Origin of the sequence: Thalassospira sp. GO-4 (assembly GCF_023588965.1) — a bacterium.
Classification (GTDB): domain Bacteria; phylum Pseudomonadota; class Alphaproteobacteria; order Rhodospirillales; family Thalassospiraceae; genus Thalassospira; species Thalassospira povalilytica.
Genome location: NZ_CP097807.1, coordinates 2110662 through 2135765, shown reverse-complemented (window position 1 = coordinate 2135765; position 25104 = coordinate 2110662). Strand labels below are relative to the sequence as shown.

4 protein-coding genes are annotated in these 25104 nt (G+C 57.2%); all 4 read left to right on the top strand.

Annotated features, from left to right (window positions below; genetic code table 11):
• The first annotated feature begins 140 nt into the window (after nt 1–140).
• The 4 genes from M9H61_RS09930 to M9H61_RS09915 all read left to right on the top strand — a co-directional run bounded on the left by M9H61_RS09930 (nt 141) and on the right by M9H61_RS09915 (nt 25040).
• Complete coding sequence (locus tag M9H61_RS09930; RefSeq protein ID WP_068518767.1) at nt 141–1862, top strand: peptidase domain-containing ABC transporter; 1722 nt, start codon at nt 141–143, stop codon at nt 1860–1862.
• Entirely contained in the window at nt 1859–4000 is a 2142-nt protein-coding gene (locus M9H61_RS09925; protein WP_250284859.1) for a peptidase domain-containing ABC transporter, read from the top strand. Before M9H61_RS09930 ends, M9H61_RS09925 begins: the two co-directional genes overlap by 4 nt.
• Nucleotides 3997–5352 carry an HlyD family type I secretion periplasmic adaptor subunit gene (locus M9H61_RS09920; RefSeq protein ID WP_250284856.1) on the top strand — a complete coding sequence of 452 codons (1356 nt, stop codon included), beginning with the start codon at nt 3997–3999 and terminating at the stop codon, nt 5350–5352. Before M9H61_RS09925 ends, M9H61_RS09920 begins: the two co-directional genes overlap by 4 nt.
• Before the next feature lie 146 nt (nt 5353–5498).
• Nucleotides 5499–25040 (top strand): Ig-like domain-containing protein, encoded by a 19542-nt coding sequence (locus M9H61_RS09915; protein WP_250284854.1) that lies wholly within the window; start codon nt 5499–5501, stop codon nt 25038–25040.
• Nucleotides 25041–25104 lie beyond the last annotated feature (64 nt).

Below are 25104 nucleotides of genomic sequence, written 5' to 3'. Positions count from 1 at the left end.
AGAATACAAAATTATCCGGTTGTGTCTGGTGCACGAATTTCTTGCACTGGGATTAGTGATCGGCTATGTATCCTATCTGATGGTATAATATCACCACTTTAGGATGGTATTTTCTGCATAACCTGGAGCATCCCCGCTTTATGACACGTCGTCCGGGCTTGAATATCGGGACATTGTCGCATCTGCGCACCGGCCGTTTTTCGCTGTTGATTGCCGCACTGGTGATCAATCTGCTGTCGCTTGCGCTGCCGATTACCCTGCTTCAGGTTTATGACCGTGTCCTGCCGCATAATTCCATACCGACGCTTACCTTGCTGATCCTGGGCGTTCTTGGCGCTCTTTTGATCGAGGCTGTGCTGCGTCTTGGCCGGGCCTATATTTCTTCGTTGTCGGCGGCGAAATTCGAACATGAAAGTTCGCAAAAGGCCGTCGGTCATTTGCTTTCGGCAAGTCTGATCGACTATGACAAAACCGCACCGGGGCTGCATCTTCAGCGTTTGAACAGTCTTAATCTGCTGCGCGATTTCTATTCCGGTCAGGCGATTGGCGCGATCGTTGACCTTCCGTTTGTCGTGCTGTTTCTGGCCTTGATTGCGGTTATTGGCGGGGTGCTTGTTGCCGTGCCGGTCGGCATATTGCTTGCCTTCTTTCTGACCGCGATGATTTTGGGGCACCAGTTGCGTGCCGCCCTGGACAAGCGCAGCCAGTCTGACGAACGCCGGTACAACTTTATCATCGAGACCCTAACGGGCATTCACACCATCAAGTCGATGGCGATGGAAAACCTGATGGTGCGCCGTCATGAACAGCTTCAGGAACAATGTTCGGGTGATGACCTGATTGCGGCGCGCTCGGCCCATGCAGCGGTCAATGCCAGTGCAACCTTTTCGATGCTGACCATGGTGATGGTTGCCGCGATCGGCAGTGTGCTGGTGATCAATGGTGATCTGACCGTTGGTGGACTTGCGGCCTGCACCATGTTGTCGGGGCGCTCGATCCAGCCATTGCAGCGCGCCATGAGCCTGTGGACACAGTTCCAGAATATCCGTGTTGCCCGTCAGCGCGTGAATGAACTGTTTGAAATCAAACCCGAAGACAGCGCGGTAACCGCGGAAATGCCGCTGCTTGAAGGCAAGATCGAATTGCGCAATCTGGGCTTTTCGCATGCCGACGGAAAGAAGATCTTTGACCGGCTTGATCTGGTGGTTGAACCGGGGGATTCAGTGGCGATCACCGGCGATAACGGGACCGGCAAAACCACGTTGCTGTGGCTTTTGATGGGGGCACTGCGCCCTGACAGCGGTGACATATTGCTCGATGGTAAAAATCCGTCCGACTATACGGCGGAATCAACGCGCCGCCAGATCGCCTACCTGCCGCAACATGGCGTGATGTTCAAGGGCACCATTCTTGAAAACATTACCGGTTTCCGCAAGGAAATCGGTGTGGACAGGGTGGTTGAAATTGCCCGTCGTCTTGGCCTTGATGACATTGTCATGCGCATGCCCGAAGGCTATGACACCGAAGTCGGCGGACAGGCATCCGAAACACTGCCGCGTGGCGTGAAACAGCGTATCGCGGTTGCGCGGGCACTGATTGATTATCCGCGCATCGTGCTGTTTGACGAAGCCAACAGTTCGCTTGATATGGCTGGTGACAACATCATGGCCAGCCTGATGCTGGAACTGAAAAAGCACTGCACCCTTGTCATGGTGTCGCACCGACCGTCATTGATTGCGCTGGCAAACAAGCAATACCGGATTGTCGACCATCATCTTGTGCCGGTTCTTAAACGCAGCAATGCCCGCGTTACCCGTGCAGAATCGAATTTCAGTGCACCAGTAGAGACGGGGGCACAATGAAACAGCTCGAAAACATGAACTATGCGCTGGGCTATCGCATGGGGATGGCAAGCATTGATGCCCAGTCGGATTTCGATGCCTGTCTTTGGCCGTTGCTTCAGGCGCTTGGCTGGCGCGGGTTGCCCCGCCAGGTCGCAGAAGCCCTGCCGCATCTGGACCAGACGCTTGATATCACGGATTTCCGCAACGTTCTTGCGCATCTCAACTATCAGTCGCGCGAAATTGACGCGACCTTCGATCAGATTGACGAACGCATGATGCCCTGCCTGTTTGTGCCCGATAACGGCACCGCACTGGTGGTCATTCGCCCCGAAGATAACGGTATCCGGGTTTTTGATGGCGGAACGGATCGTGAAATGGTCATCCGGTCATCTTCACTGCCGGGCAAGCTGTATCAGTTCACAATGGCCGATCGCCGCGCCCGCTATTTCGAAGATGACAAGCGCGGCTGGTTTGGTGGCATTGCTGCGCGGTTTTCCTCGCTCGGTTATCAGCTGCTGCTGCTTACGCTTGTTCTCAATATCATGGCGCTGGCAACGCCGGTTTTTGTTATGAGCATTTATGATCGGGTGATTGGAACCCGGTCCATTCCGATGCTGATCCAGTTTTCAATCGGGATCGTGATTGTCATGGTTCTGGGCTGGATCCTTCGATCCTTGCGCAGTCAGATCGTCAGTCATTTTGGGGCGCGTCTTGATACGCTGGTCAGTGGCGCGATCTTTGAACGGTTGCTGTCGTTGCCGCCGACCTTTACCGAACGGGCTCCGGTCGGGGTACAGATTTCGCGTATTCGCGACTTTGAAAGTGTGCGTGAATTCTTTACCGGGCCGATGGCCATGGTGATGCTTGAAATGCCGTTTGTTCCGATCTTCCTGATTGCCATGTTCTATCTCGGGGGCTGGCTGGCAGTCATTCCGATTGTCCTGATGGCGGTCTTCCTGCTGATCGGGATTATTGCCTTTCCGGTTGTTTCGCGCCGGGTGGTCGAGCTTGGCCGTCATGGGGCCAGCCGCCAGGAATTCCTGGTCGAAACGGTCGGCAAGATGTCGGTTTTGAAATATACCGCATCCGAGAAACGCTGGCTGGCGCGGTTCCGCGACATATCGGCCGATACGGCCTATGCCGGGTTCCGGGTATCGATGGTCAATAATATCATCAACACATCGGCCCAGATCCTGATGATTTCTGCGGGTGCGCTGGTTCTGGCTTTTGGTGCGGACCAGGTGATGAATGCGCAAATGAGTGTCGGTGCGCTTGTGGCCTCGATGATGCTGGCCTGGCGTGTTCTGGGGCCGATCAACCAGGCCTTCCTTGGTTTGCCGCGTCTGGCACAGCTGCGCGGAAGTGTCCGCCAGATCAACCGGCTGATGAACCTTCAGCCCGAAGGTGACCTTGTGCCGCGCTCGGTCGAACAGCGCCGCTTTGAAGGTGCGATTACGTTTTCGCGCGTCAGTTTCCGCTACAGCTCGGATTCCGATCCGGCACTGGTCGGGGTCAATTTTGACATCAAACCCGGACAGGTCGTTGCCGTGGTCGGGGCCAATGGTGCGGGCAAGTCATCCCTGATCAAGCTGGTGGCAGGCATGTATCAGCCCCAGGCCGGTGCGGTCCTGATTGATGGGGCGGATATCCGCCAGATGGATCCGCAAACCCTGCGTCAGGCCATTTCCTATGTGCCGCAGGATATCGAATTTTTCCGGGGATCGATCGCCCAGAACCTGCGTTTGGCCAATCCGGTCGCATCGCCTGATGACCTGCGCATGGCGTGCATGTCTGCGGGCATTTTGCAGGAAGTCGAAGCCTTGCCCGACGGGTTTGATACCCGTGTCGGTGATCAGCATTCCTCGCGGTTTTCGGCAAGCTTCCTGCAACGGCTGGCACTGGCGCGCGCCTTTGTGCGTGAAGCCCCGATCATTTTGTTTGATGAACCGACCAACGGTCTGGATCAGCGCGCCGATCGCGCCTTCCAGCACACAATCAACCGGTTGCGTGGCGGGTCGACCATTTTCCTGATTACCCATCGGCCAAGTCACCTTGATCTGGCCGACCGCATACTTGTTCTTGAAGCCGGACAGTTGCGCGGCGACGGCCCGCCCGAACGGATCAAGCAACAGGTGATAGACGGAGGCTACCTATGAGTGATGCAGCTGTGCAGAATACTGCGATTGAACGGTTCCGCCGGTCCCGTCGCATGGCGCGTTATCTTTCGCATGCCGTGCTGCTTGAAGAAGGCGGCATTTCGGTCTTTATCCGCTCGGCCATGGTGCTGCTATCGGTGGGCTTTCTGGCGCTTGTTGCCTGGGCTGCGACCACCGAGATCAAGGAAACGGCCATTACATTTGGCCAGGTGATGCCAACAGGTGCAGTCAACAAGATCCAGCATCTTGAAGGCGGCATCATCGAACAGATCATGGTGCGTGACGGCGATCTTGTTGAAAAAGGCCAGGTTCTTGTCCGGCTCAAGGCCGACGGCGCGCAGGCCGAACTGTCCCAGACGGAAACCAAGCTTGGCAACCTTCAGCTCGAAGCAGAACGCTATCGTGCGCTTGCCGAAGGCCGCGACCCGGACTTTGCCAGCCTGCTTGAGCAATATCCGGAACTCGCACGCAATCAGCAGGAAATCTATAACATCCAGACCGAACTTGATCGCAACCAGAACGAAATCCTTCAGGTTCAGATCAAGGAACGCAACGCCGAACTCGCCCAGCTCAGTGAACAGGAAGCAACGCTTCGCAAATCGGTTGATTTGCTAAGCCAGGAAGTCACCATGCGCCGTTCGCTTTATGAGCAGGGGCTGAATTCCAAGGTGCTGTTCCTCAATATCCAGCGTGAACTGAACGAAGCCCAGGGCAATCTTTCAGGGGTCGTTGCCGAACAGGCCCGGGCCCGCGAAACCATTGCCGAGGCCAAGCTGCGTCTGAATGAACTTGAAAAAAGCCAGCGCGAAGAAGCAATTACCGAGCTTGGCCGACTGGGCGGTGAAATTGCCCAGACCCGCGAGGCATTGCGCAAACTGCGTGATCGCGTTGCCCGCCTTGAAATTGTTGCGCCAACGCGCGGTTATATCAAGGGCCTGCAATTCACCACGATCGGCGGGGTTATTGCCCCGGCCCAGATCGTGATGGAACTGGTGCCGGTTGATGATGACCTGATTGCTGAGACCCGCATCTCGACCGAAGATATCGGTCATGTCCATCTCGGGCAGCCGGTGACGGTCAAGATCAGCGCCTTTGACTTTATACGTTATGGTGGTATTTCCGGCGAATTGGTATCGATCTCTGCATCTACTTTTATTGATGAGGAAGGACAACCATATTATAAAGGAAAGGTCGCGCTTGATACCGACATGGTTGGTGAAGGCGCTTCGGCTCAACGGATCATACCGGGCATGACTGTGCAGGCAGACATCCAGACCGGGGAACGTACCCTTCTTCAGTATTTGCTGAAACCTGTGTATGTCTCGCTTGATCAGGCGTTCAAAGAACGATGAGCTTTCATTTGGTCCCGCTGGAAATGCCGAAACCATTTCTACTGCCTGGCCGCACAAAACTCTGGCATGTGTCAGGGTGTCTATACTAAGGTATAGAAGTGTGAGTCGGGTTATACCCGTCTTGCGTTTCACGGAGAATGGGTTAGATGGCGGACGATCCTCGCGATACGGAAAATTCACGCAGTGAAGATATCAGCAGCGTCAATGAGGAAGCGACGCCAGAAGAGCTGATGCGCGTGGAGGAACAGGATGGGGAAAGTAATGAACTGGTCGAACTTCATGACGACCTGAACAATACTGCGCGTCCGCCGGAAGAGGAGCTTGGCTCTGTCCATTATGGCAACCAGGTTTTCAACCCCCAGGCCGAAGCCCAGCAGGCCTTCCGTCGACAGAATGCCGCGACGCAGCGCCAGGAACGCGTCCAGGCAGAAGAAGCGACCGAAAAGCAGTCAATCGCACAGGCGATAAATGCCGAGATTGAAAACAATCTTGATACGGTCGATGGAACCTTTGACGGCAATCTTGACAGCTTCGGTCATGACGACATTTCGCTGAAATCCGATCCCAGCACGATCGAGCTGCCTGAAATTCCGCTTTCGACCAGCGACACCAACCAGTTGCGTGGTGATCGCGAACAGCCGCGCGGCACCGGCCGCGGCGAACGCGGACCCGATTTCATCCCGTCCGGGGAAGAAGCACCTGCGACCGATGCGGATGCAACCGCCCTTGCAGATGATGCCGTCCAGTCCGAGATCACCGATGATGCGATCACTGATGACGTGATCGAAGTTGAAAAAGTCGCCGACGCGCCGACACTGTCGGCCGGCAGCGTCACCGGGTCGGAAGACAGTGCCATTTCGCTCAATGTGTCTGCTGCGCTTAATGACCTTGATGGCGGAAGTGAAACACTCTCGGTGGTGATCTCCGGCGTGCCCGAAGGTGCTATTTTGTCGGCTGGTACCAATAATGGCGATGGCACCTGGTCTGTTCCGGCAGGGCAGCTTGGCGGATTGAAAATCACGCCGCCGGAAAATTACAGCGGCAGTTTCAGCCTCACCGTGACCGCAACCAGCCGCGAAGCAAATGGCAGCACCAGCTCGACCTCTTCAAGCTTCACGGTTGATGTTGCCGGTGTTGCCGACGGCGCGACGCTTGATGTTTCGGATGCTTCCGGACGCGAAGACAGCGCGATTGCACTTGATATCGATACCGAACTTCTCGATGGCAGCGAAAGCATTTCCGTCAAGATTACCGGTGTCCCGGACGGCGCCACACTTTCGGCCGGGACCAACAATGGCGATGGCAGCTGGACGCTCAGCCCGGATCAGCTCGAAGGCCTGACCATTACCCCGGCACCGGATTTCAGCGGCGAAATTGACCTCTCGGTCCTTGTCTCGACCACCGATGGCGACGACACCGCCGTTGTGATGGAAGAAATCAAAGTCGATGTCGAAGGCATCGCAGATGCCCCGACGCTCGAGACTTCAAATGCTTCGGGCGCCGAGGATAGCGCGATTGCGCTGAACATCGATGCAGGCCTGACAGATTCCAGCGAGACGCTGACGGTTACCATCTCCGGCGTTCCGGACGGCGCGACCTTGTCGGCAGGGACTGATAATGGTGATGGTACCTGGACCCTGAACCCGGACCAGCTCGAAGGCCTGACGATCACTCCGGCTGAGGACTTCAGCGGGTCGTTCGATCTTGGTGTGACGGCACAATCTGCTGATGGTGAAGACGTCGCGACGACCACCGGTTCGATCACGGTTGAAGTTGCAGGTGTCGCAGATGCGCCGACTTTGGATGTGTCCGATGCTTCCGGCAACGAAGATACTGCCATTGCACTTGATATCGATGCCGGTCTGACGGACAGCTCGGAAGTTCTGACGGTAACGATCAGTGGTGTGCCAGATGGCGCGACCCTGTCGGCGGGGACAGATAATGGTGACGGCACCTGGACGCTGAACCCGGATCAGCTTGAAGGCCTGACGATCACCCCGGCTGAGGACTTCAGCGGGTCGTTTGATCTTGGCGTGACCGCGACCTCTGCCGATGGCGAGGACATTGCCAAGACCACCGGTTCAATCACGGTTGATGTTGCTGGTGTTGCCGATGCGCCGACTTTGGATATTGCAGATGCCTCTGGCAATGAAGATTCCGCAATTGCACTCGACATCGATGCGGGTCTGACGGATAGCTCGGAAGTTCTCAGCGTTACGATCAGTGGTGTTCCGGATGGCGCGACCCTGTCGGCAGGGACAGACAATGGCGACGGCACCTGGACGCTGAACCCGGAACAGTTGGAAGGCCTGACGATCACGCCTGCTGAAGATTTTAGCGGGTCGTTTGACCTTGGTGTAACGGCAGCTTCAACTGATGGCGAAGACGTCGCAACGACGACCGGCTCGATCACGGTTGATGTAGCTGGTGTTGCAGACGAACCAACGCTGGATGTGTCCGATGCTTCCGGGAACGAAGATTCAGCGATTGCACTCGACATCGACGCAGGTCTGACGGACAGCTCGGAAGTCTTGTCGATCACGATCAGCGGCGTACCGGACGGCGCGACCTTGTCGGCGGGTACCGATAATGGTGACGGGACCTGGACGCTGAGTCCGGATCAGTTGGAAGGTCTGACGATCACCCCGGCGGAAGATTTCAGCGGATCGTTTGACCTTGGTGTGACCGCGACCTCCGCCGATGGTGAGGATGTTGCAACGACCACGGGCAGCATTACGGTTGACGTCACGGGCGTTGCTGACGCACCAACCCTCGAAACCTCGAACGCCTCTGGTTCTGAAGACAGTGCCATTGCGCTCGATATTGATGCAGGTCTCACAGATTTCAGTGAAGTTCTGACGGTAACGATCAGTGGTGTTCCTGACGGCGCAACCCTGTCGGCCGGGACCGACAATGGAGACGGCACTTGGACACTGAACCTGGACCAGCTTGAAGGACTGACGATTACACCGGCTGAGGACTTCAGCGGGTCGTTTGACCTTGGTGTGACGGCGACCTCGGCGGATGGCGAGGATGTCGCAACCACCACCGGTTCGATCACGGTTGATGTTGCTGGTGTCGCGGATGCTCCGACGCTTGATGTCGCCGATGCATCCGGCAACGAAGATTCGGCCATAGCACTAGAAATTGACGCAGGTCTGACCGACATCTCGGAAGTTCTCAGCGTTACGATCAGTGGCGTTCCGGACGGCGCGACCTTGTCGGCGGGTACTGATAATGGTGATGGCACCTGGACGCTGAACCCGGACCAGCTTGAAGGTCTGACGATCACCCCGGCTCAGGACTTCTCCGGCAGCTTCGATCTGGGCGTGACCGCGACCTCTGCTGATGGAGACGATATCGCAACCACGACCGGTTCGATCACCGTTGATGTGGCTGCCGTTGCGGATGCACCGACCTTGGATGTCGCTGATGCTTCCGGTTCGGAAGATTCTGCAATTGCACTTGATATCGACGCAGGCTTGACCGACAGCTCGGAAGTTCTGAGCGTTACCATTTCTGGCGTTCCGGACGGTGCGACTTTGTCTGCTGGTACCGATAATGGTGATGGCACCTGGACACTGAGTCCGGATCAGCTTGAAGGTTTGACGATCACGCCGGCTGAGGATTTCAGCGGATCGTTTGATCTGGGCGTGACCGCGACCTCTGCTGATGGCGATGACGTCGCAACGACGACCGGTTCGATCATCGTCGATGTGGCTGGTGTTGCGGATGCACCGACCTTGGATGTCGCAGATGCATCTGGCAATGAAGATACTGCCATCGCACTCGACGTCGCCGCCGGTCTGACCGACAGCTCGGAAGTTCTGAGTGTTATCATCTCGGGCGTTCCGGACGGTGCGACTTTGTCGGCTGGTACCGATAATGGTGATGGCACCTGGACGCTCAGCCCGGATCAGCTCGAAGGCCTGACGATCACGCCTGCTGAAGACTTCAGCGGTTCGTTTGATCTCGGTGTGACAGCACAATCTGCTGATGGTGACGATATCGCAACCACGACCGGTTCAATCACGGTTGATGTTGCTGGTGTTGCCGATGCACCGACGCTTGATGTGTCCGATGCCTCTGGTTCTGAAGACAGTGCGATTGCACTTGATATCGATGCGGGTCTTACAGATTCCAGTGAAGTTCTGAGTGTCACTATCTCGGGTGTTCCGGACGGTGCAACCCTGTCGGCAGGTACGGATAATGGCGACGGCACCTGGACACTGAACCCGGACCAACTGGAAGGCCTGACGATCACGCCGGCTGAAGACTTCAGCGGATCGTTCGAGCTTGGCGTTACCGCGACTTCCGCCGATGGCGAGGATGTCGCAACCACGACCGGGTCGATCACCATTGATGTGGTGGGCGTTGCAGACGCCCCGACCCTTGATGTTGCTGATGCATCTGGCTCCGAGGACGGCGCAATTGCGCTCGACATCGATGCCGGTCTGACAGATTCCAGCGAAGTTCTGACGGTAACGATCAGTGGCGTTCCTGATGGCGCAACCTTGTCGGCAGGGACTGACAATGGTGATGGCACCTGGACGCTGAACCCGGACCAGCTTGAAGGTCTGACGATCACGCCGGCTGACGACTTCAGCGGTTCGTTTGATCTTGGTGTCACCGCGACTTCCGCCGATGGCGAAGACGTTGCGACCACAACCGGCAGCATCACGGTTGATGTTGCCGGCGTTGCCGATGCGCCGACTTTAGAAGTCTCCGATGCTTCGGGCAGCGAAGATTCCGCAATTGCATTGGATATTAATGCTGGTCTGACCGATAGCTCGGAAGTTCTCAGTGTCACGATCAGCGGCGTTCCGGACGGTGCAACCTTGTCGGCTGGTACCGACAATGGTGACGGCACCTGGACATTGAGCCCGGATCAGCTCGAAGGTTTGACCATTACACCGGCGGAAGATTTCAGTGGGTCGTTTGACCTTGGTGTGGCGGCTCAGTCAGCGGACGGTGAAGACTTCGCCACCACCACCGGCTCGATCACCGTTGATGTAGCTGGTGTTGCTGACGCACCGACCCTTGATGTGTCCGATGCTTCCGGCAACGAAGATTCGGCGATTGCACTTGATATCGATGCCGGTCTGACTGATAGCTCGGAAGTTCTGAGTGTTACCATTTCCGGCGTTCCGGACGGTGCAACCCTGTCGGCCGGGACGGACAATGGTGACGGCACCTGGACGCTGAACGCGGATCAGCTTGAAGGTCTGACGATCACGCCGGCTGAAGATTTCAGCGGTTCGTTTGACCTCGGTGTTACGGCGACCTCCGCCGATGGTGAAGACGTTGCAACGACGACCGGTTCGATCACGGTTGATGTGGCTGGTGTTGCCGATGCGCCAACCCTCGAAACTTCGAACGCCTCTGGTTCGGAAGACAGTGCAATTGCGCTCGACATTAATGCCGGTCTGACGGATTCCAACGAAGCTCTGACGGTAACGATCAGCGGTGTTCCGGACGGCGCGACCTTGTCAGCTGGTACTGACAATGGTGACGGCACCTGGACGCTGAATCCGGAGCAGCTTGAAGGTCTGACGATCACACCGGCTGAAGATTTCAGCGGATCGTTTGACCTTGGCGTTACCGCGACTTCCGCCGATGGTGAAGATGTTGCGACCACAACCGGTTCGATCACGGTTGATGTGGCTGGGGTTGCGGATGCGCCGACATTGGATGTCGCCGATGCGTCGGGCAACGAAGATTCCGCAATTGCGCTTGATATCGATGCGGGTCTGACGGACAGCTCTGAAGTTCTGACCATCACGATCAGCGGCGTTCCGGACGGCGCGACCTTGTCGGCGGGTACCGATAATGGTGATGGCACCTGGACACTGAACCCGGACCAGCTCGAAGGTCTGACGATCACGCCGGCTGAAGACTTCAGTGGGTCGTTTGATCTTGGCGTTACCGCGACTTCCGCTGATGGCGAAGACGTTGCCACCACGACCGGTTCGATCACGGTTGATGCTGTGGGTGTTGCGGACGCACCGACTTTGGATGTTGCGGATGCATCGGGCAGCGAAGATTCCGCAATTGCATTGGATATTGATGCTGGTCTGACCGATAGCTCTGAAGTTCTGAGCATTACCATCTCGGGCGTACCGGACGGCGCGACCCTGTCGGCTGGTACCGATAATGGTGACGGCACCTGGACGCTGAATCCGGATCAGTTGGAAGGTCTGACGATCACGCCGGCTGAAGACTTCAGCGGATCGTTTGATCTCGGTGTGACGGCAACCTCAACCGATGGTGAAGACGTTGCAACGGCGACCGGTTCGATCACGGTCGATGTGGCTGGCGTTGCTGATGCTCCGACGCTTGACGTGGCTGATGCGTCCGGCAACGAAGATTCGGCCATCGCACTCGATATCGACGCAGGTCTGACGGACAGCTCGGAAGTTCTGACGATCACCATCTCAGGCGTTCCGGATGGCGCGACCCTGTCGGCTGGAACCGATAATGGTGACGGTACCTGGTCGCTGAGCCCGGACCAGCTTGAAGGTCTGACGATCACACCGGCTGAGGACTTCTCGGGCAGCTTTGATCTCGGTGTTACAGCGACTTCCGCCGATGGTGAGGATGTTGCCAGTGTTAGCGGTAACATCACCGTCGATGTTGCGGGTGTTGCTGATGCTCCGACGCTTGATGTCGCCGATGCATCGGGTTCTGAAGATTCAGCGATTGCATTGGATATCAATGCCGGTCTGACCGACAGCTCGGAAGTTCTGAGCGTAACGATCAGCGGTGTTCCGGACGGTGCAACCTTGTCGGCAGGTACCGACAATGGTGATGGCACCTGGACGCTGAACCCGGATCAGTTGGAAAGTCTGACAATCACACCGGCTGAAGATTTCAGCGGATCGTTTGATTTGGGCGTGACCGCGACCTCAACTGATGGCGAGGACGTCGCAACCACGACCGGGTCGATCACCGTTGATGTTGCGGGTGTTGCTGATGCGCCGACTTTGGATGTTGCGGATGCCTCTGGCTCCGAAGATTCTGCCATTGCGCTCGACATTGATGCTGGTCTCACGGATTCCAGCGAAGTTCTGACGGTAACGATCAGTGGTGTGCCAGATGGCGCGACCTTGTCTGCTGGGACCGATAATGGTGATGGTACCTGGTCGCTGAATCCGGACCAATTGGAAGGTCTGACGGTCACGCCGGCTGAAGACTTCTCGGGCAGCTTTGATCTTGGCGTGACCGCGACTTCCGCTGATGGCGATGACGTCGCAACGGCGACCGGCTCGATCACGGTTGATGTGGCGGGCGTTGCAGACGCCCCAACGCTTGACGTGGCTGACGCCAGTGGTTCTGAGGATTCCGCTATTGCATTGGATATCGACGCTGGTCTTACCGACAGCTCGGAAGTTCTCAGTGTCACGATCAGCGGCGTTCCGGACGGTGCGACCTTGTCGGCGGGTACCGATAACGGTGACGGCACCTGGACGCTGAACCCGGATCAGTTGGAAGGTCTGACGATTACGCCGGCTGATGACTTCAGTGGATCGTTTGATCTCGGAGTGACGGCAACCTCTGCCGATGGTGAGGATGTTGCGACCACAACCGGCAGCATCACGGTTGATGTAGCGGGTGTTGCTGACGCACCGACCCTTGATGTGTCCGATGCTTCCGGTAACGAAGATTCCGCCATTGCACTTGATATCGACGCAGGCCTGACGGACAGCTCGGAAGTTCTGTCGATCACGATTAGCGGTGTTCCCGACGGTGCGACCCTGTCGGCAGGTACGGATAATGGCGACGGTACCTGGACGTTGAACCCGGACCAGCTGGAAGGGCTGACAATCACTCCGGCTGAAGACTTCAGTGGATCGTTTGATCTCGGCGTTATAGCAACTTCCGCTGATGGCGATGACGTTGCGACGACAACCGGCAGCATCACGGTCGATGTGGCTGGTGTTGCCGATGCACCGACCTTGGATGTCGCAGATGCCTCTGGTTCTGAAGACAGTGCGATTGCGCTCGATATTGATGCAGGCCTGACGGACAGCTCTGAAGTTCTGACGGTAACGATCAGCGGCGTTCCAGATGGCGCGACCTTGTCGGCTGGTACCGATAATGGGGATGGCACCTGGACGCTGAGCCCGGATCAGTTGGAAGGGCTGACGATTACACCGGCTGAAGATTTCAGTGGATCGTTCGATCTGGGCGTGACCGCGACCTCTGCCGATGGTGACGACGTCGCGACGACCACGGGCAGCTTTACGGTTGATGTCGCGGGTGTTGCCGATGCGCCGACTTTGGATGTTGCGGATGCCTCTGGCTCCGAAGATTCTGCCATCGCGCTCGACATTGATGCTGGTCTGACGGATTCCAGCGAAACGCTGACGGTAACGATCTCCGGTGTTCCGGATGGGGCGACCTTGTCGGCTGGAACCGATAATGGTGACGGCACCTGGACGCTGAACCCGGTTCAGCTGGAAGGTCTGACGATCACACCTGCTGACAACTTCAGTGGATCGTTTGACCTTGGCGTCACCGCGACTTCCGCCGATGGCGATGACGTTGCGACCACGACCGGTTCGATCACAGTTGATGTGGCGGGTGTTGCAGACGCCCCGACGCTTGATGTGTCCGATGCTTCCGGCAACGAAGATAGCGCCATCGCGCTCGATATCGATGCAGGCCTGACGGACAGCTCGGAAGTTCTGAGTGTCACGATCAGCGGCGTTCCGGATGGCGCGACCTTGTCGGCTGGTACCGATAATGGTGATGGCACCTGGACACTGAGTCCGGATCAGCTGGAAGGTCTGACGGTCACGCTGGCTGAAGATTTCAGTGGCTCGTTTGACCTTGGTGTGACAGCACAATCTGCTGATGGTGAGGATGTTGCAACGACCAGTGGTTCAATCACGGTTGATGTGGCCGGTGTGGCTGATGCGCCGACGCTTGACGTAGCTGATGCTTCCGGCAATGAAGATTCCGCAATTGCATTGGATATTGATGCAGGCCTGACGGACAGCTCGGAAGTTTTGTCGATCACGATTAGCGGTGTTCCAGACGGCGCAACCTTGTCTGCGGGGACTGATAATGGTGATGGCACCTGGACGCTGAACCCGGACCAGTTGGAAGGTCTGACGATTACACCGGCTGAGGACTTCAGCGGGTCGTTTGACCTTGGTGTGACGGCGACTTCCGCTGATGGCGAGGATGTCGCCACCAGCACTGGTTCGATCACGGTTGATGTTGAGGGTGTTGCGGACGCTCCGACCCTTGATGTCGCAGATGCATTTGGCAATGAAGATTCCGCCATCGCGCTTGATATTGATGCAGGCCTGACGGATTCCAGTGAAGTTCTCAGCGTTACGATCAGTGGTGTACCGGACGGCGCAACCCTGTCGGCTGGTACGGATAACGGTGATGGCACCTGGACGCTGAACCCGGGCCAGTTGGAAGGTCTGACGATTACACCGGCTGATGATTTCAGTGGATCGTTTGATCTGGGCGTGACCGCGACTTCCGCTGATGGCGATGACGTTGCCACCACCACCGGCTCGATCACGGTTGATGTAACTGGTGTTGCCGATGCCCCGACGCTTGAAGTGTCTGATGCTTCCGGGAACGAAGATTCAGCGATTGCACTCGACATCGACGCCGGTCTGACCGACGGCTCGGAAGTTCTGAGTGTTACCATCTCGGGTGTTCCGGATGGCGCGACCTTGTCAGCTGGTACGAATAATGGTGACGGGACCTGGACGCTGAACCCGGATCAGTTGGAAGGTCTGACGATTACGCCGGCTGAGGACTTTAGCGGTTCGTTTGACCTTGGTGTGACGGCACAATCTGCTGATGGTGAAGACGTTGCAACGACCACGGGCAGCATTACGGTTGATGTTGCGGGTGTTGCTGACGCACCGACCCTTGATGTGTCCGATGCCAGTGGCTCTGAAGATTCTGCAATTGCACTCGACATCGACGCTGGCCTGACGGATAGCTCGGAAGTTCTGACGATCACGATCAGCGGCGTTCCGGACGGCGCGACCTTGTCGGCTGGTACGGACAATGGTGACGGCACCTGGACGCTGAGCCCGGATCAGCTCGAAGGACTGACGATCACGCCGGCTGAAGACTTCAGCGGATCGTTCGAGCTTGGCGTTACCGCGACTTCCGCCGATGGCGAGGATGTCGCAACCACGACCGGGTCGATCACCATTGATGTGGTGGGCGTTGCAGACGCCCCGACCCTTGATGTTGCTGATGCATCTGGCTCCGAGGACAGCGCAATTGCGCTCGACATCGATGCAGGCCTGACAGACAGCTCTGAAGTTTTGAGTGTCACGATCAGTGACGTTCCGGATGGTGCAACCCTGTCGGCAGGGACTGACAATGGTGATGGAACCTGGACGCTGAGCCCGGATCAGCTTGAAGGCCTGACGATTACGCCGCCGGAAGATTTCAGCGGAACGTTTGATCTTGGCGTCACGGCGACGTCGGTTGATGGCGAAGACGCGGCATCAACAACCGGATCGATCACGGTTGATGTTGCCGGCGTTGCCGATGCGCCGACACTTGAGACCGCGAACGCGTCGGGTACAGAAGACAGCGCCATTGCACTTGATATTGATGCGGGCCTGACCGACGGTTCCGAAACATTGACCATCACCATTTCCGGTGTGCCGGACGGGGCAAGCCTTTCGGCCGGTACCGATAATGGTGACGGCACCTGGACGCTGAATCCGGACCAGCTTGAAGGTCTGACGATCACGCCGGCTGAAGATTTCTCCGGCAGCTTTGATCTCGGTGTTACAGCGACTTCCGCCGATGGTGAAGACGTTGCAACGACGACTGGTTCGATCACGGTTGATGTGGCTGGCGTTGCTGATGCGCCGACTTTGGATGTCGCTGATGCTTCCGGTTCGGAAGACAGTGCAATTGCACTCGACATTGACGCGGGGCTTACAGACTCTAGCGAGACGCTGACGATTACCATCTCGGGTGTTCCTGACGGTGCAACCTTGTCGGCGGGTACCGATAATGGTGATGGCACCTGGACGCTGAATCCGGACCAGCTCGAAGGTCTGACGATCACACCGGCTGAAGACTTCAGCGGATCGTTTGATCTGGGCGTGACCGCGACTTCCGCTGATGGCGATGACGTTGCCACCACCACCGGCTCGATCACGGTTGATGTAACTGGTGTTGCCGATGCACCGACGCTTGATGTGTCCGATGCTTCCGGGAACGAAGATTCAGCGATTGCACTCGACATCGACGCCGGTCTGACCGACGGCTCGGAAGTTCTGAGTGTTACCATCTCGGGTGTTCCGGACGGCGCGACCTTGTCTGCCGGGACGGATAATGGTGACGGAACCTGGACCCTGAACCCGGATCAGCTTGAAGGTTTGACGATTACGCCGGCTGATGACTTCTCTGGCAGCTTTGATCTGGGTGTGAGAGCTCAGTCTGCGGATGGAGAAGATGTCGCAACGACGACCGGGTCGATTACCGTTGATGTTGCTGGTGTTGCGGATGCACCGACGCTTGAAGTGTCCGATGCTTCCGGCAACGAAGATTCAGCAATTGCATTGGATATTGATGCGGGTCTTACGGATTCCAGTGAAGTTCTGAGTGTCACGATCAGTGGTGTTCCGGACGGCGCGACCTTGTCGGCGGGTACGGACAATGGTGATGGCACCTGGACGTTGAACCCGGACCAGTTGGAAGGTCTGACGATCACCCCGGCTGAAGACTTCTCCGGCAGCTTTGATCTTGGCGTTACCGCGACTTCCGCCGATGGCGAAGATGTTGCGACGACCACCGGCTCGATCACCGTTGATGTCGCTGGTGTTTCAGACGCCCCGACGTTGGATGTGTCTGATGCATCTGGCTCTGAGGACAGCGCAATTGCGCTTGATATTGATGCAGGCCTAGCGGACAGCTCGGAAGTTCTGTCGATCACGATTAGCGGTGTTCCGGATGGTGCGACCTTGTCGGCTGGTACCGATAATGGTGATGGCACCTGGACGCTGAATCCGGATCAGTTGGAAGGTCTGACGATCACGCCAGCTGATGACTTCTCTGGCAGCTTCGATCTTGGTGTGACAGCGACTTCAGCGGATGGCGAAGATGTTGCGACCACCACGGGCAGCATCACCGTTGATGTTGCGGGTGTTGTGGATACTCCAACGCTTGACGTGGCTGATGCTTCGGGCTCCGAAGATTCCGCAATTGCGCTTGATATCGATGCGGGTCTGACGGATAGCTCGGAAGTTCTGTCGATCACGATTAGCGGCGTTCCCGATGGCGCGACCCTGTCGGCTGGTACCGACAATGGTGACGGCACTTGGACGCTGAATCCGGATCAGTTGGAAGGTCTGACAATCACGCCGGCTGAAGACTTCAGCGGATCGTTTGACCTTGGCGTTACCGCGACCTCTGCCGATGGCGAGGATGTTGCAACGACCACGGGCAGCATTACGGTTGATGTATCTGGCGTCGCAGATGCCCCGAGGCTTGATGTGGCTGATGCTTCGGGCAATGAAGATTCCGCAATTGCATTGGATATCGATGCGGGCCTTGCCGATTCCAGTGAAGTTCTCAGCGTTACGATCAGCGGCGTTCCGGACGGTGCTACCCTGTCGGCTGGTACCGATAATGGCGACGGTACCTGGACACTGAACCCGGATCAGTTGGAAGGCCTTACAATCACGCCAGCTGAAGATTTCAGCGGATCGTTCGATCTTGGCGTTACCGCGACTTCCGCCGATGGCGACGACGTCGCAACCACGACCGGCTCGATCACGGTTGATGTGGCCGGTGTGGCTGATGCGCCGGCGCTCGACGTAGCTGATGCTTCCGGCTCCGAGGACAGCGCAATTGCGCTTGATATTGATGCAGGTCTGACGGATAGCTCGGAAGTTCTGACGGTAACAATCAGTGGCGTTCCGGATGGTGCGACCTTGTCTGCAGGTACCGATAATGGAGACGGCACCTGGACACTGAGCCCGGATCAGCTTGAAGGTCTGACGATCACACCGGCTGAGGACTTCAGCGGATCGTTTGACCTTGGTGTGACCGCGACCTCTGCAGATGGTGAAGACGTTGCAACGACGACCGGGTCGATCACGGTTGATGTAGCGGGTGTTGCGGACGCGCCGACGCTTGACGTAGCTGATGCTTCCGGCAATGAAGATTCCGCAATTGCATTGGATATCGATGCGGGTCTGACGGATTCCAGTGAAGTTCTCAGCGTTACGATCAGCGGTGTTCCGGATGGTGCGACCCTGTCGGCCGGGACGGACAATGGCGATGGCACCTGGACGCTGAACCCGGACCAGTTGGAAGGTCTGACGATCACACCGGCAGAGGACTTCAGCGGATCGTTTGATCTTGGTCTTACCGCGACTTCCGCCAATGGTAACGATGTTGCAACTACCACCGGCTTGATCACCGTTGATGTCTCCGCTATAGCGGATGCGCCGTCCCTGACTGTTTCGATTGGGGAGGGAACGCCAACCGGTGGGGGGACTGGCGGGGGCCAGAACGACTTTGTCGATAATGGCAGTTCCAATCATCAGGGCACCGGTGGCGATGATACATTTGTCATCGACCGTGACCTGAACATGAACGAGAATTTTGATCTGCAGGGCGGTAATGATCAGGTCATCCTGAATGGCGATACCAATCTGGGGAACAATATCCGTCTTGGCGATGGCAATGACAGCCTGACAATCAAGGGCGATATCGGCGAGACATCGGCCGTGGATGGCGGTTCGGGTAGTGATGTCCTGTATCTTGGCAAGGCATCCACTTCCTATTCCCTGCAGAACTTCACCAACAATCAGGGCGTCATCAATACACAGATCATTGATCTGGATACCGGCAAAACCCTGACCGTCAATCAGATCGAGGCGATTTCGTTTGGTGACGGCGTCGTGGTTGGAAATGCCGATCTGGTCCAGGCCCCTGAAACAGGCGGCATTTCATATCCGGTAACCATCGAAGCAGCCCTGAATGATGCCGATGGTTCGGAAAGCCTGAGCATTACCATCACCGGGGTCCCTGAAGGTGCGACCCTGAGTGCCGGTACGCAAAATGAAGATGGCAGCTGGAGCCTTGATCCTGATGATCTTGAGGGGCTGACGCTGACCACGCCGTCGGACTTTGAAGGCAGCATTGATCTTGTTGTTACGGCAACGGCAACCGATGGTACGGACACCAATTCGGTATCGGTAAGCCGCAGCATCGCAGTAGATGATGTCGCAAATGCCCCGGCGCTTGAGACTTCGGATGCCTCGGGCAATGAAGACAGTGCGATCGCGCTTGATATTGATGCTGCCCTGACCGATAGCGCGGAAACACTTACCGTCACGATTTCGGGCGTGCCCGATGGAGCAACCCTGTCGGCCGGAACCGATAATGGTGACGGCACCTGGACGCTGAGCCCGGATCAACTTGAAGGTCTGACGATCACGCCGCCGGAAGATTTCAGCGGAACGTTTGATCTTGGCGTCACGGCGACGTCGGTTGATGGCGAAGACGCGGCATCGACAACTGGCTCGATTACGGTTGATGTTGCCGGTGTCGCCGATGCACCGACACTTGAGACCGCGAACGCGTCGGGTACAGAAGACAGCGCCATTGCACTTGATATTGATGCGGGCCTGACCGACAGTTCCGAAACATTGACCATTACCATTTCCGGTGTGCCGGAAGGGGCAAGCCTGTCGGCCGGTACCGATAATGGCGATGGCACCTGGTCACTGACCTCAGACGACCTTGAAGGCCTGACGATTACCCCGCCGGAAGATTTCAGCGGCAGTTTCGATCTGGAAATCACGGCAAGCACACAGGATGGTGTGGATATCGCCAGCGTGACAGACACCGTGATGGTCAATGTCATTGGGGATGCTGATCTGCCGACACTTGATGTGTCCGACGCATTGGGCAACGAAGATAGTGCCATTGCGCTTGATATTGACGCTGGTCTCACGGATTTCAGCGAAGTTCTGTCGATCACGATCAGTGGTGTTCCGGATGGCGCGACCCTGTCGGCTGGGACTGACAATGGCGACGGCACCTGGACGCTGAACCCGGAACAGTTGGAAGGCCTGACGATCACGCCTGCTGAGGACTTCAGTGGGTCGTTTGACCTTGGTGTGACAGCGACTTCAACTGATGGTGAAGACGTCGCAACGACGACCGGCTCGATCACGGTTGATGTGGCGGGCGTTGCGGATGCGCCGACGCTTGATGTCGCTGATGCTTCCGGTTCGGAAGACAGTGCAATTGCACTTGATATCGACGCTGGACTGACCGACAGCTCGGAAGTTCTAAGCGTCACCATCTCCGGCATTCCGGACGGTGCGACCTTGTCTGCGGGTACCGATAATGGCGATGGTACCTGGACGCTGAGCCCGGACCAGTTGGAAGGTCTGACGATTACCCCGGCGGAGGACTTCAGCGGATCGTTTGATCTCGGTGTGACGGCGACTTCAGCTGATGGCGAAGACGTCGCAACTACGACCGGTTCGATCACGGTTGATGTTGCGGGCGTTGCGGATGCACCGACGCTGGATGTGAGTGATGCCTCTGGTTCTGAAGATAGCGCCATTGCACTCGATATTGATGCAGGCCTGACGGACGGCTCGGAAGTTCTGAGTGTAACGATCTCTGGCGTTCCGGACGGTGCGACTTTGTCGGCGGGTACGGACAATGGCGACGGCACCTGGACGCTGAGCCCGAACCAGTTGGAAGGCCTGACGATCACGCCGGCTGAGGACTTCAGTGGATCGTTCGAGATTGGTGTGACCGCGACCTCAGCGGATGGCGAAGATGTAGCGACGACCACGGGCAGCATCACGGTTGATGTTGCGGGTGTGGCGGACGCGCCGACTTTGACGGTCTCGAATGCCAGTGGTGGCGAGGGCAGTGCCATCAGCCTTGCGATTGCAGCAGGGCTAACCGATGCATCCGAAATTCTGTCGGTAACGATTGCCGGTGTGCCCGATGGCGCAAGTCTGTCGGCCGGAACCGATAACGGTGATGGCACCTGGACCTTGTCGGCGTCCCAGCTTTCCGGGCTGAAGATCACGCCCGCGGACAATTATTCGGGCAATTTTGATCTGACGGTGACCGCGACCTCGGTTGATGGAGCTGACAGTGCAAGCATTTCGCAGAACCTTCAGGTTGAGGTCATTGATAACCCGAACGAGACCGTAATTGGCACGGACGGCACCGACCGCATCACGACCGGTGATGGCGATGACTACATCAACGCCAAAAGCGGGCACGACACCATCAGCTCCGGTGGAGGTGCCGACACGGTTTATGGTGGCGGCGGCAATGACATCATCGATAGTGGCGGCGGCGATGACAGGGTCTTTGGCGGCAGCGGCAAGGACACGATTACCGGTGGTGCCGGGGATGATTACATCAATGCCGGTGGTTCGCATGACACTGTCGATGGCGGTGAAGGCAATGACACCATCTTTGGCGGCGGCGGCAAAGACACGATTACCGGCGGTGCCGGGGATGATTACATCGATGCCGGAAGTTCAAGCGACACTGTTGATGGTGGTGCGGGCAACGACACCATCCTTGGCGGCAGCGGTCATGACACCCTTGATGGCGGTGAGGGCACCGATACGCTGTATGGCGGGAATTCGAACGATATCCTGATCGGGTCGGGCGATGACAAGCTGTATGGCGAATCCGGATCGGATGAAATCCGCTATACGGTCGATCTGACCGGCGAGGGGACGGGCATTGTTGATGGTGGCAGCCAGACCGATACCCTGAAGCTGTATCTGACCTCGGAACAGCTTTCGGGCGATGGTGTCCTTGATGCGCTTCAGGATTTGCAGGACCACATTGCATCTGGCGGTGAGGGCAGCCTTACGCTTGAGGCACTGGGTGTTGAAGTCGACAATGTCGAAAATCTTGAAATCTATGTCGATGGCGAACTTTATGACCCGTCTGCAGAAAGCCCGACCCTGTCGGTTGCCGATGCAAGCGGCAATGAAGATACAAGCATTTCGCTTGATATTGCTGCCGGGCTGAATGACAGCACCGAAACGCTGACGATCACGATTTCGGGCGTTCCGGACGGGGCGACTTTGTCGGCCGGAACCGACAATGGTGATGGCACCTGGACGCTGAACTCGGACCAGCTTGAAGGTCTGACGATCACACCGCCCGATGATTATTCCGGGTCGTTTGATCTGTCGGTTACCGCCGTTTCAACGTCTGGTGCTGACAGTACATCAACCAGTGACGTCATCACGGTTGATGTGGCCGGGGTTGCCGATATGCCAAGTCTTGAGGTTGCCGATGCATCGGGCAACGAGGACAGCGCGATCAGCCTTGATATCAGTGCCGGGTTGAGCGACGCGTCCGAAATCCTTTCGATCACGATTTCCGGTGTACCCGACGGGGCAACCCTGTCGGCCGGAACCGATAATGGTGATGGTACCTGGACCCTGTCGGCAGGCGATCTTGACGGCCTGACCATCACACCGCCCGAAGATTATTCCGGCGGGTTTGATCTGGATGTGACGGTCACATCGACCGATGGCAATGACACATCAAGCATCAGTGACACCATCACGGTTGGTGTGACCGCGGTTGCCGATGCGCCTGACCTTGCGGTTTCCGACGCATCGGGCAATGAAGACAGCGCGATCAGTCTTGATATCAGTGCCGGGCTTGGCGACGCATCCGAAACCCTGTCGGTGACGATTTCGGGTGTACCCGATGGGGCGACCCTGTCGGCCGGAACCGATAATGGTGATGGCACCTGGACCCTGTCGGCAGGCGATCTTGACGGTCTGAGCATCACGCCGCCCGATGACTATTCCGGATCGTTCGATCTGAACGTCACGGTGACATCAACCGATGGCAATGACAGTGCAAGTGTCAATGACACCATTACTGTGGACGTTGCCGGCGTTGCCGATACACCAACGCTTGAGGTGTCTGACGCCAGCGGGGATGAAGGCAACAGTGTTCCGCTTGATATTGATGCTGCGGTTACGGACAGCAGTGAAACCCTGTCGGTGACGATTTCCGGTGTACCCGATGGCGCACGCCTGTCGGCCGGAACCAATAACGGCGATGGAAGCTGGACGCTTGGGGCTGCACAGCTGGTCGGGCTGACCATCACCGCGGCAAGCGACTATTCCGGTACGTTCGAACTGACGGTGTCTGTTCAGTCCCGGGATGGTGACGATACGGCAACGACAACGGCCATTCTGGAAGTCACGATCGAAGAACTGGCAGACAGCAACGAAACCCTGTGGGGGACGGATGCCAATGAAACCTTCGAAACCGGTTCGGGCAACGATACCATCGGTGCCGGTGGCGGTCATGACACGGTATCGACCAATGTCGGCAATGACACGATCTGGGGCGGGAATGGCAATGATGTGATCTATGCCGGGGACGGTGATGACAGTGTCACCGGTGATGACGGCCATGATTATATAGATGCCGGTTCCGGCAATGACACGGTGCATGGCGGCGAAGGCAACAACACCATCTATGGCGGTGCCGGCAATGATTACATCACGGCCGGAAGCGGTCATGACAAGATCTTTGCCAGCGATGGTGACAACATCATTTATGCCAATGAAGGCAATAACTATATCGAAACCGGTGACGGCAAGGACACCCTGTATGCCGGCGGTGGCAATGACACGATCATTGGCGGCGACGGTGACAACTTTGTCAGTGCGGGCGAAGGCCGCAATGTCGTCTGGACCGGCACCGGGAATGACACGATCAGCAGCGGCTCTGGCGACGACATCATCTATGACGAAGGCGGAGATAACAAAATCTCTGCCGGTGAGGGGCGCAATACCGTCTGGACCGGCGCAGGAGACGACAGCATCAGTGTCGGTTCCGGCGATGACAAAATCTTTGCCGGAGACGGCAACAACACCATCGGCGCTGGCGAGGGTCGCAACTATATCGAAACCGGCAGCGGCAATGACTCCATCACGGCGGGCAGTGACAATGACACGGTCTCGGCCGGGTCGGGCAACGACAATATCGACGTTGGCAGCGGCAAAAACACCGTCTGGGGCGGGGATGGCAACGACTCCATCCATGGGGCCTGGGGCGATGACACCTTCCTTGGCGGCGATGGCAATGACATTCTTAATGCCGATGGTGGTGACAACTATTTCGATGGTGGTTCTGGCAATGACACCCTGACCGGGGGCTGGGGCAAGGATACGTTCTATGGCGGGTCGGGCAACGACACACTCGATAGCGGTGGCGGTGACGACAAGCTGTATGGCGAAGAAGGCGACGACACCCTTTCGGGCGGTGCCGGGCGCGATACGCTAAGTGGCGGGGACGGTAACGATCTTCTGCTTGGCGGGGATGACGACGATACGCTGATAGGCGGCATCGGGGATGATACCCTGTATGGCGGCGGCGGTTCGGATCTGTTCATCTTTAATATGGGCGATGGCAAGGACCATGTAGATGGTGGTGCCAACGGCTGGACGACCGATACTATCGAATTGCATGGTGTTGGGGGTGGCCATCTCGATTCGTGTGACTGGACCCTGATTCTTGATGAAGGGACAATCACCGATTCGAAGAAACACTCGCTTGAACTTTCCACCGATTCGTCGGGAACCATCGTCTTTTCGGATGGTTCTGAGTTGACTTTCTCCAATGTCGAACGTATCGAGTGGTAACGAATTCACATTTCGGGTGCCGTCGGGACGAAATCCCGGCGGCATTGCCGGTTTTCTGGGGGGA

Coding starts and splice junctions, on each gene's coding strand:
- M9H61_RS09925 (WP_250284859.1), top strand. CDS start 1,859: ATGAAACAGCTCGAAAACATGAACTATGCGCTGGGCTATCGCATGGGG.
- M9H61_RS09920 (WP_250284856.1), top strand. CDS start 3,997: ATGAGTGATGCAGCTGTGCAGAATACTGCGATTGAACGGTTCCGCCGG.
- M9H61_RS09930 (WP_068518767.1), top strand. CDS start 141: ATGACACGTCGTCCGGGCTTGAATATCGGGACATTGTCGCATCTGCGC.
- M9H61_RS09915 (WP_250284854.1), top strand. CDS start 5,499: ATGGCGGACGATCCTCGCGATACGGAAAATTCACGCAGTGAAGATATC.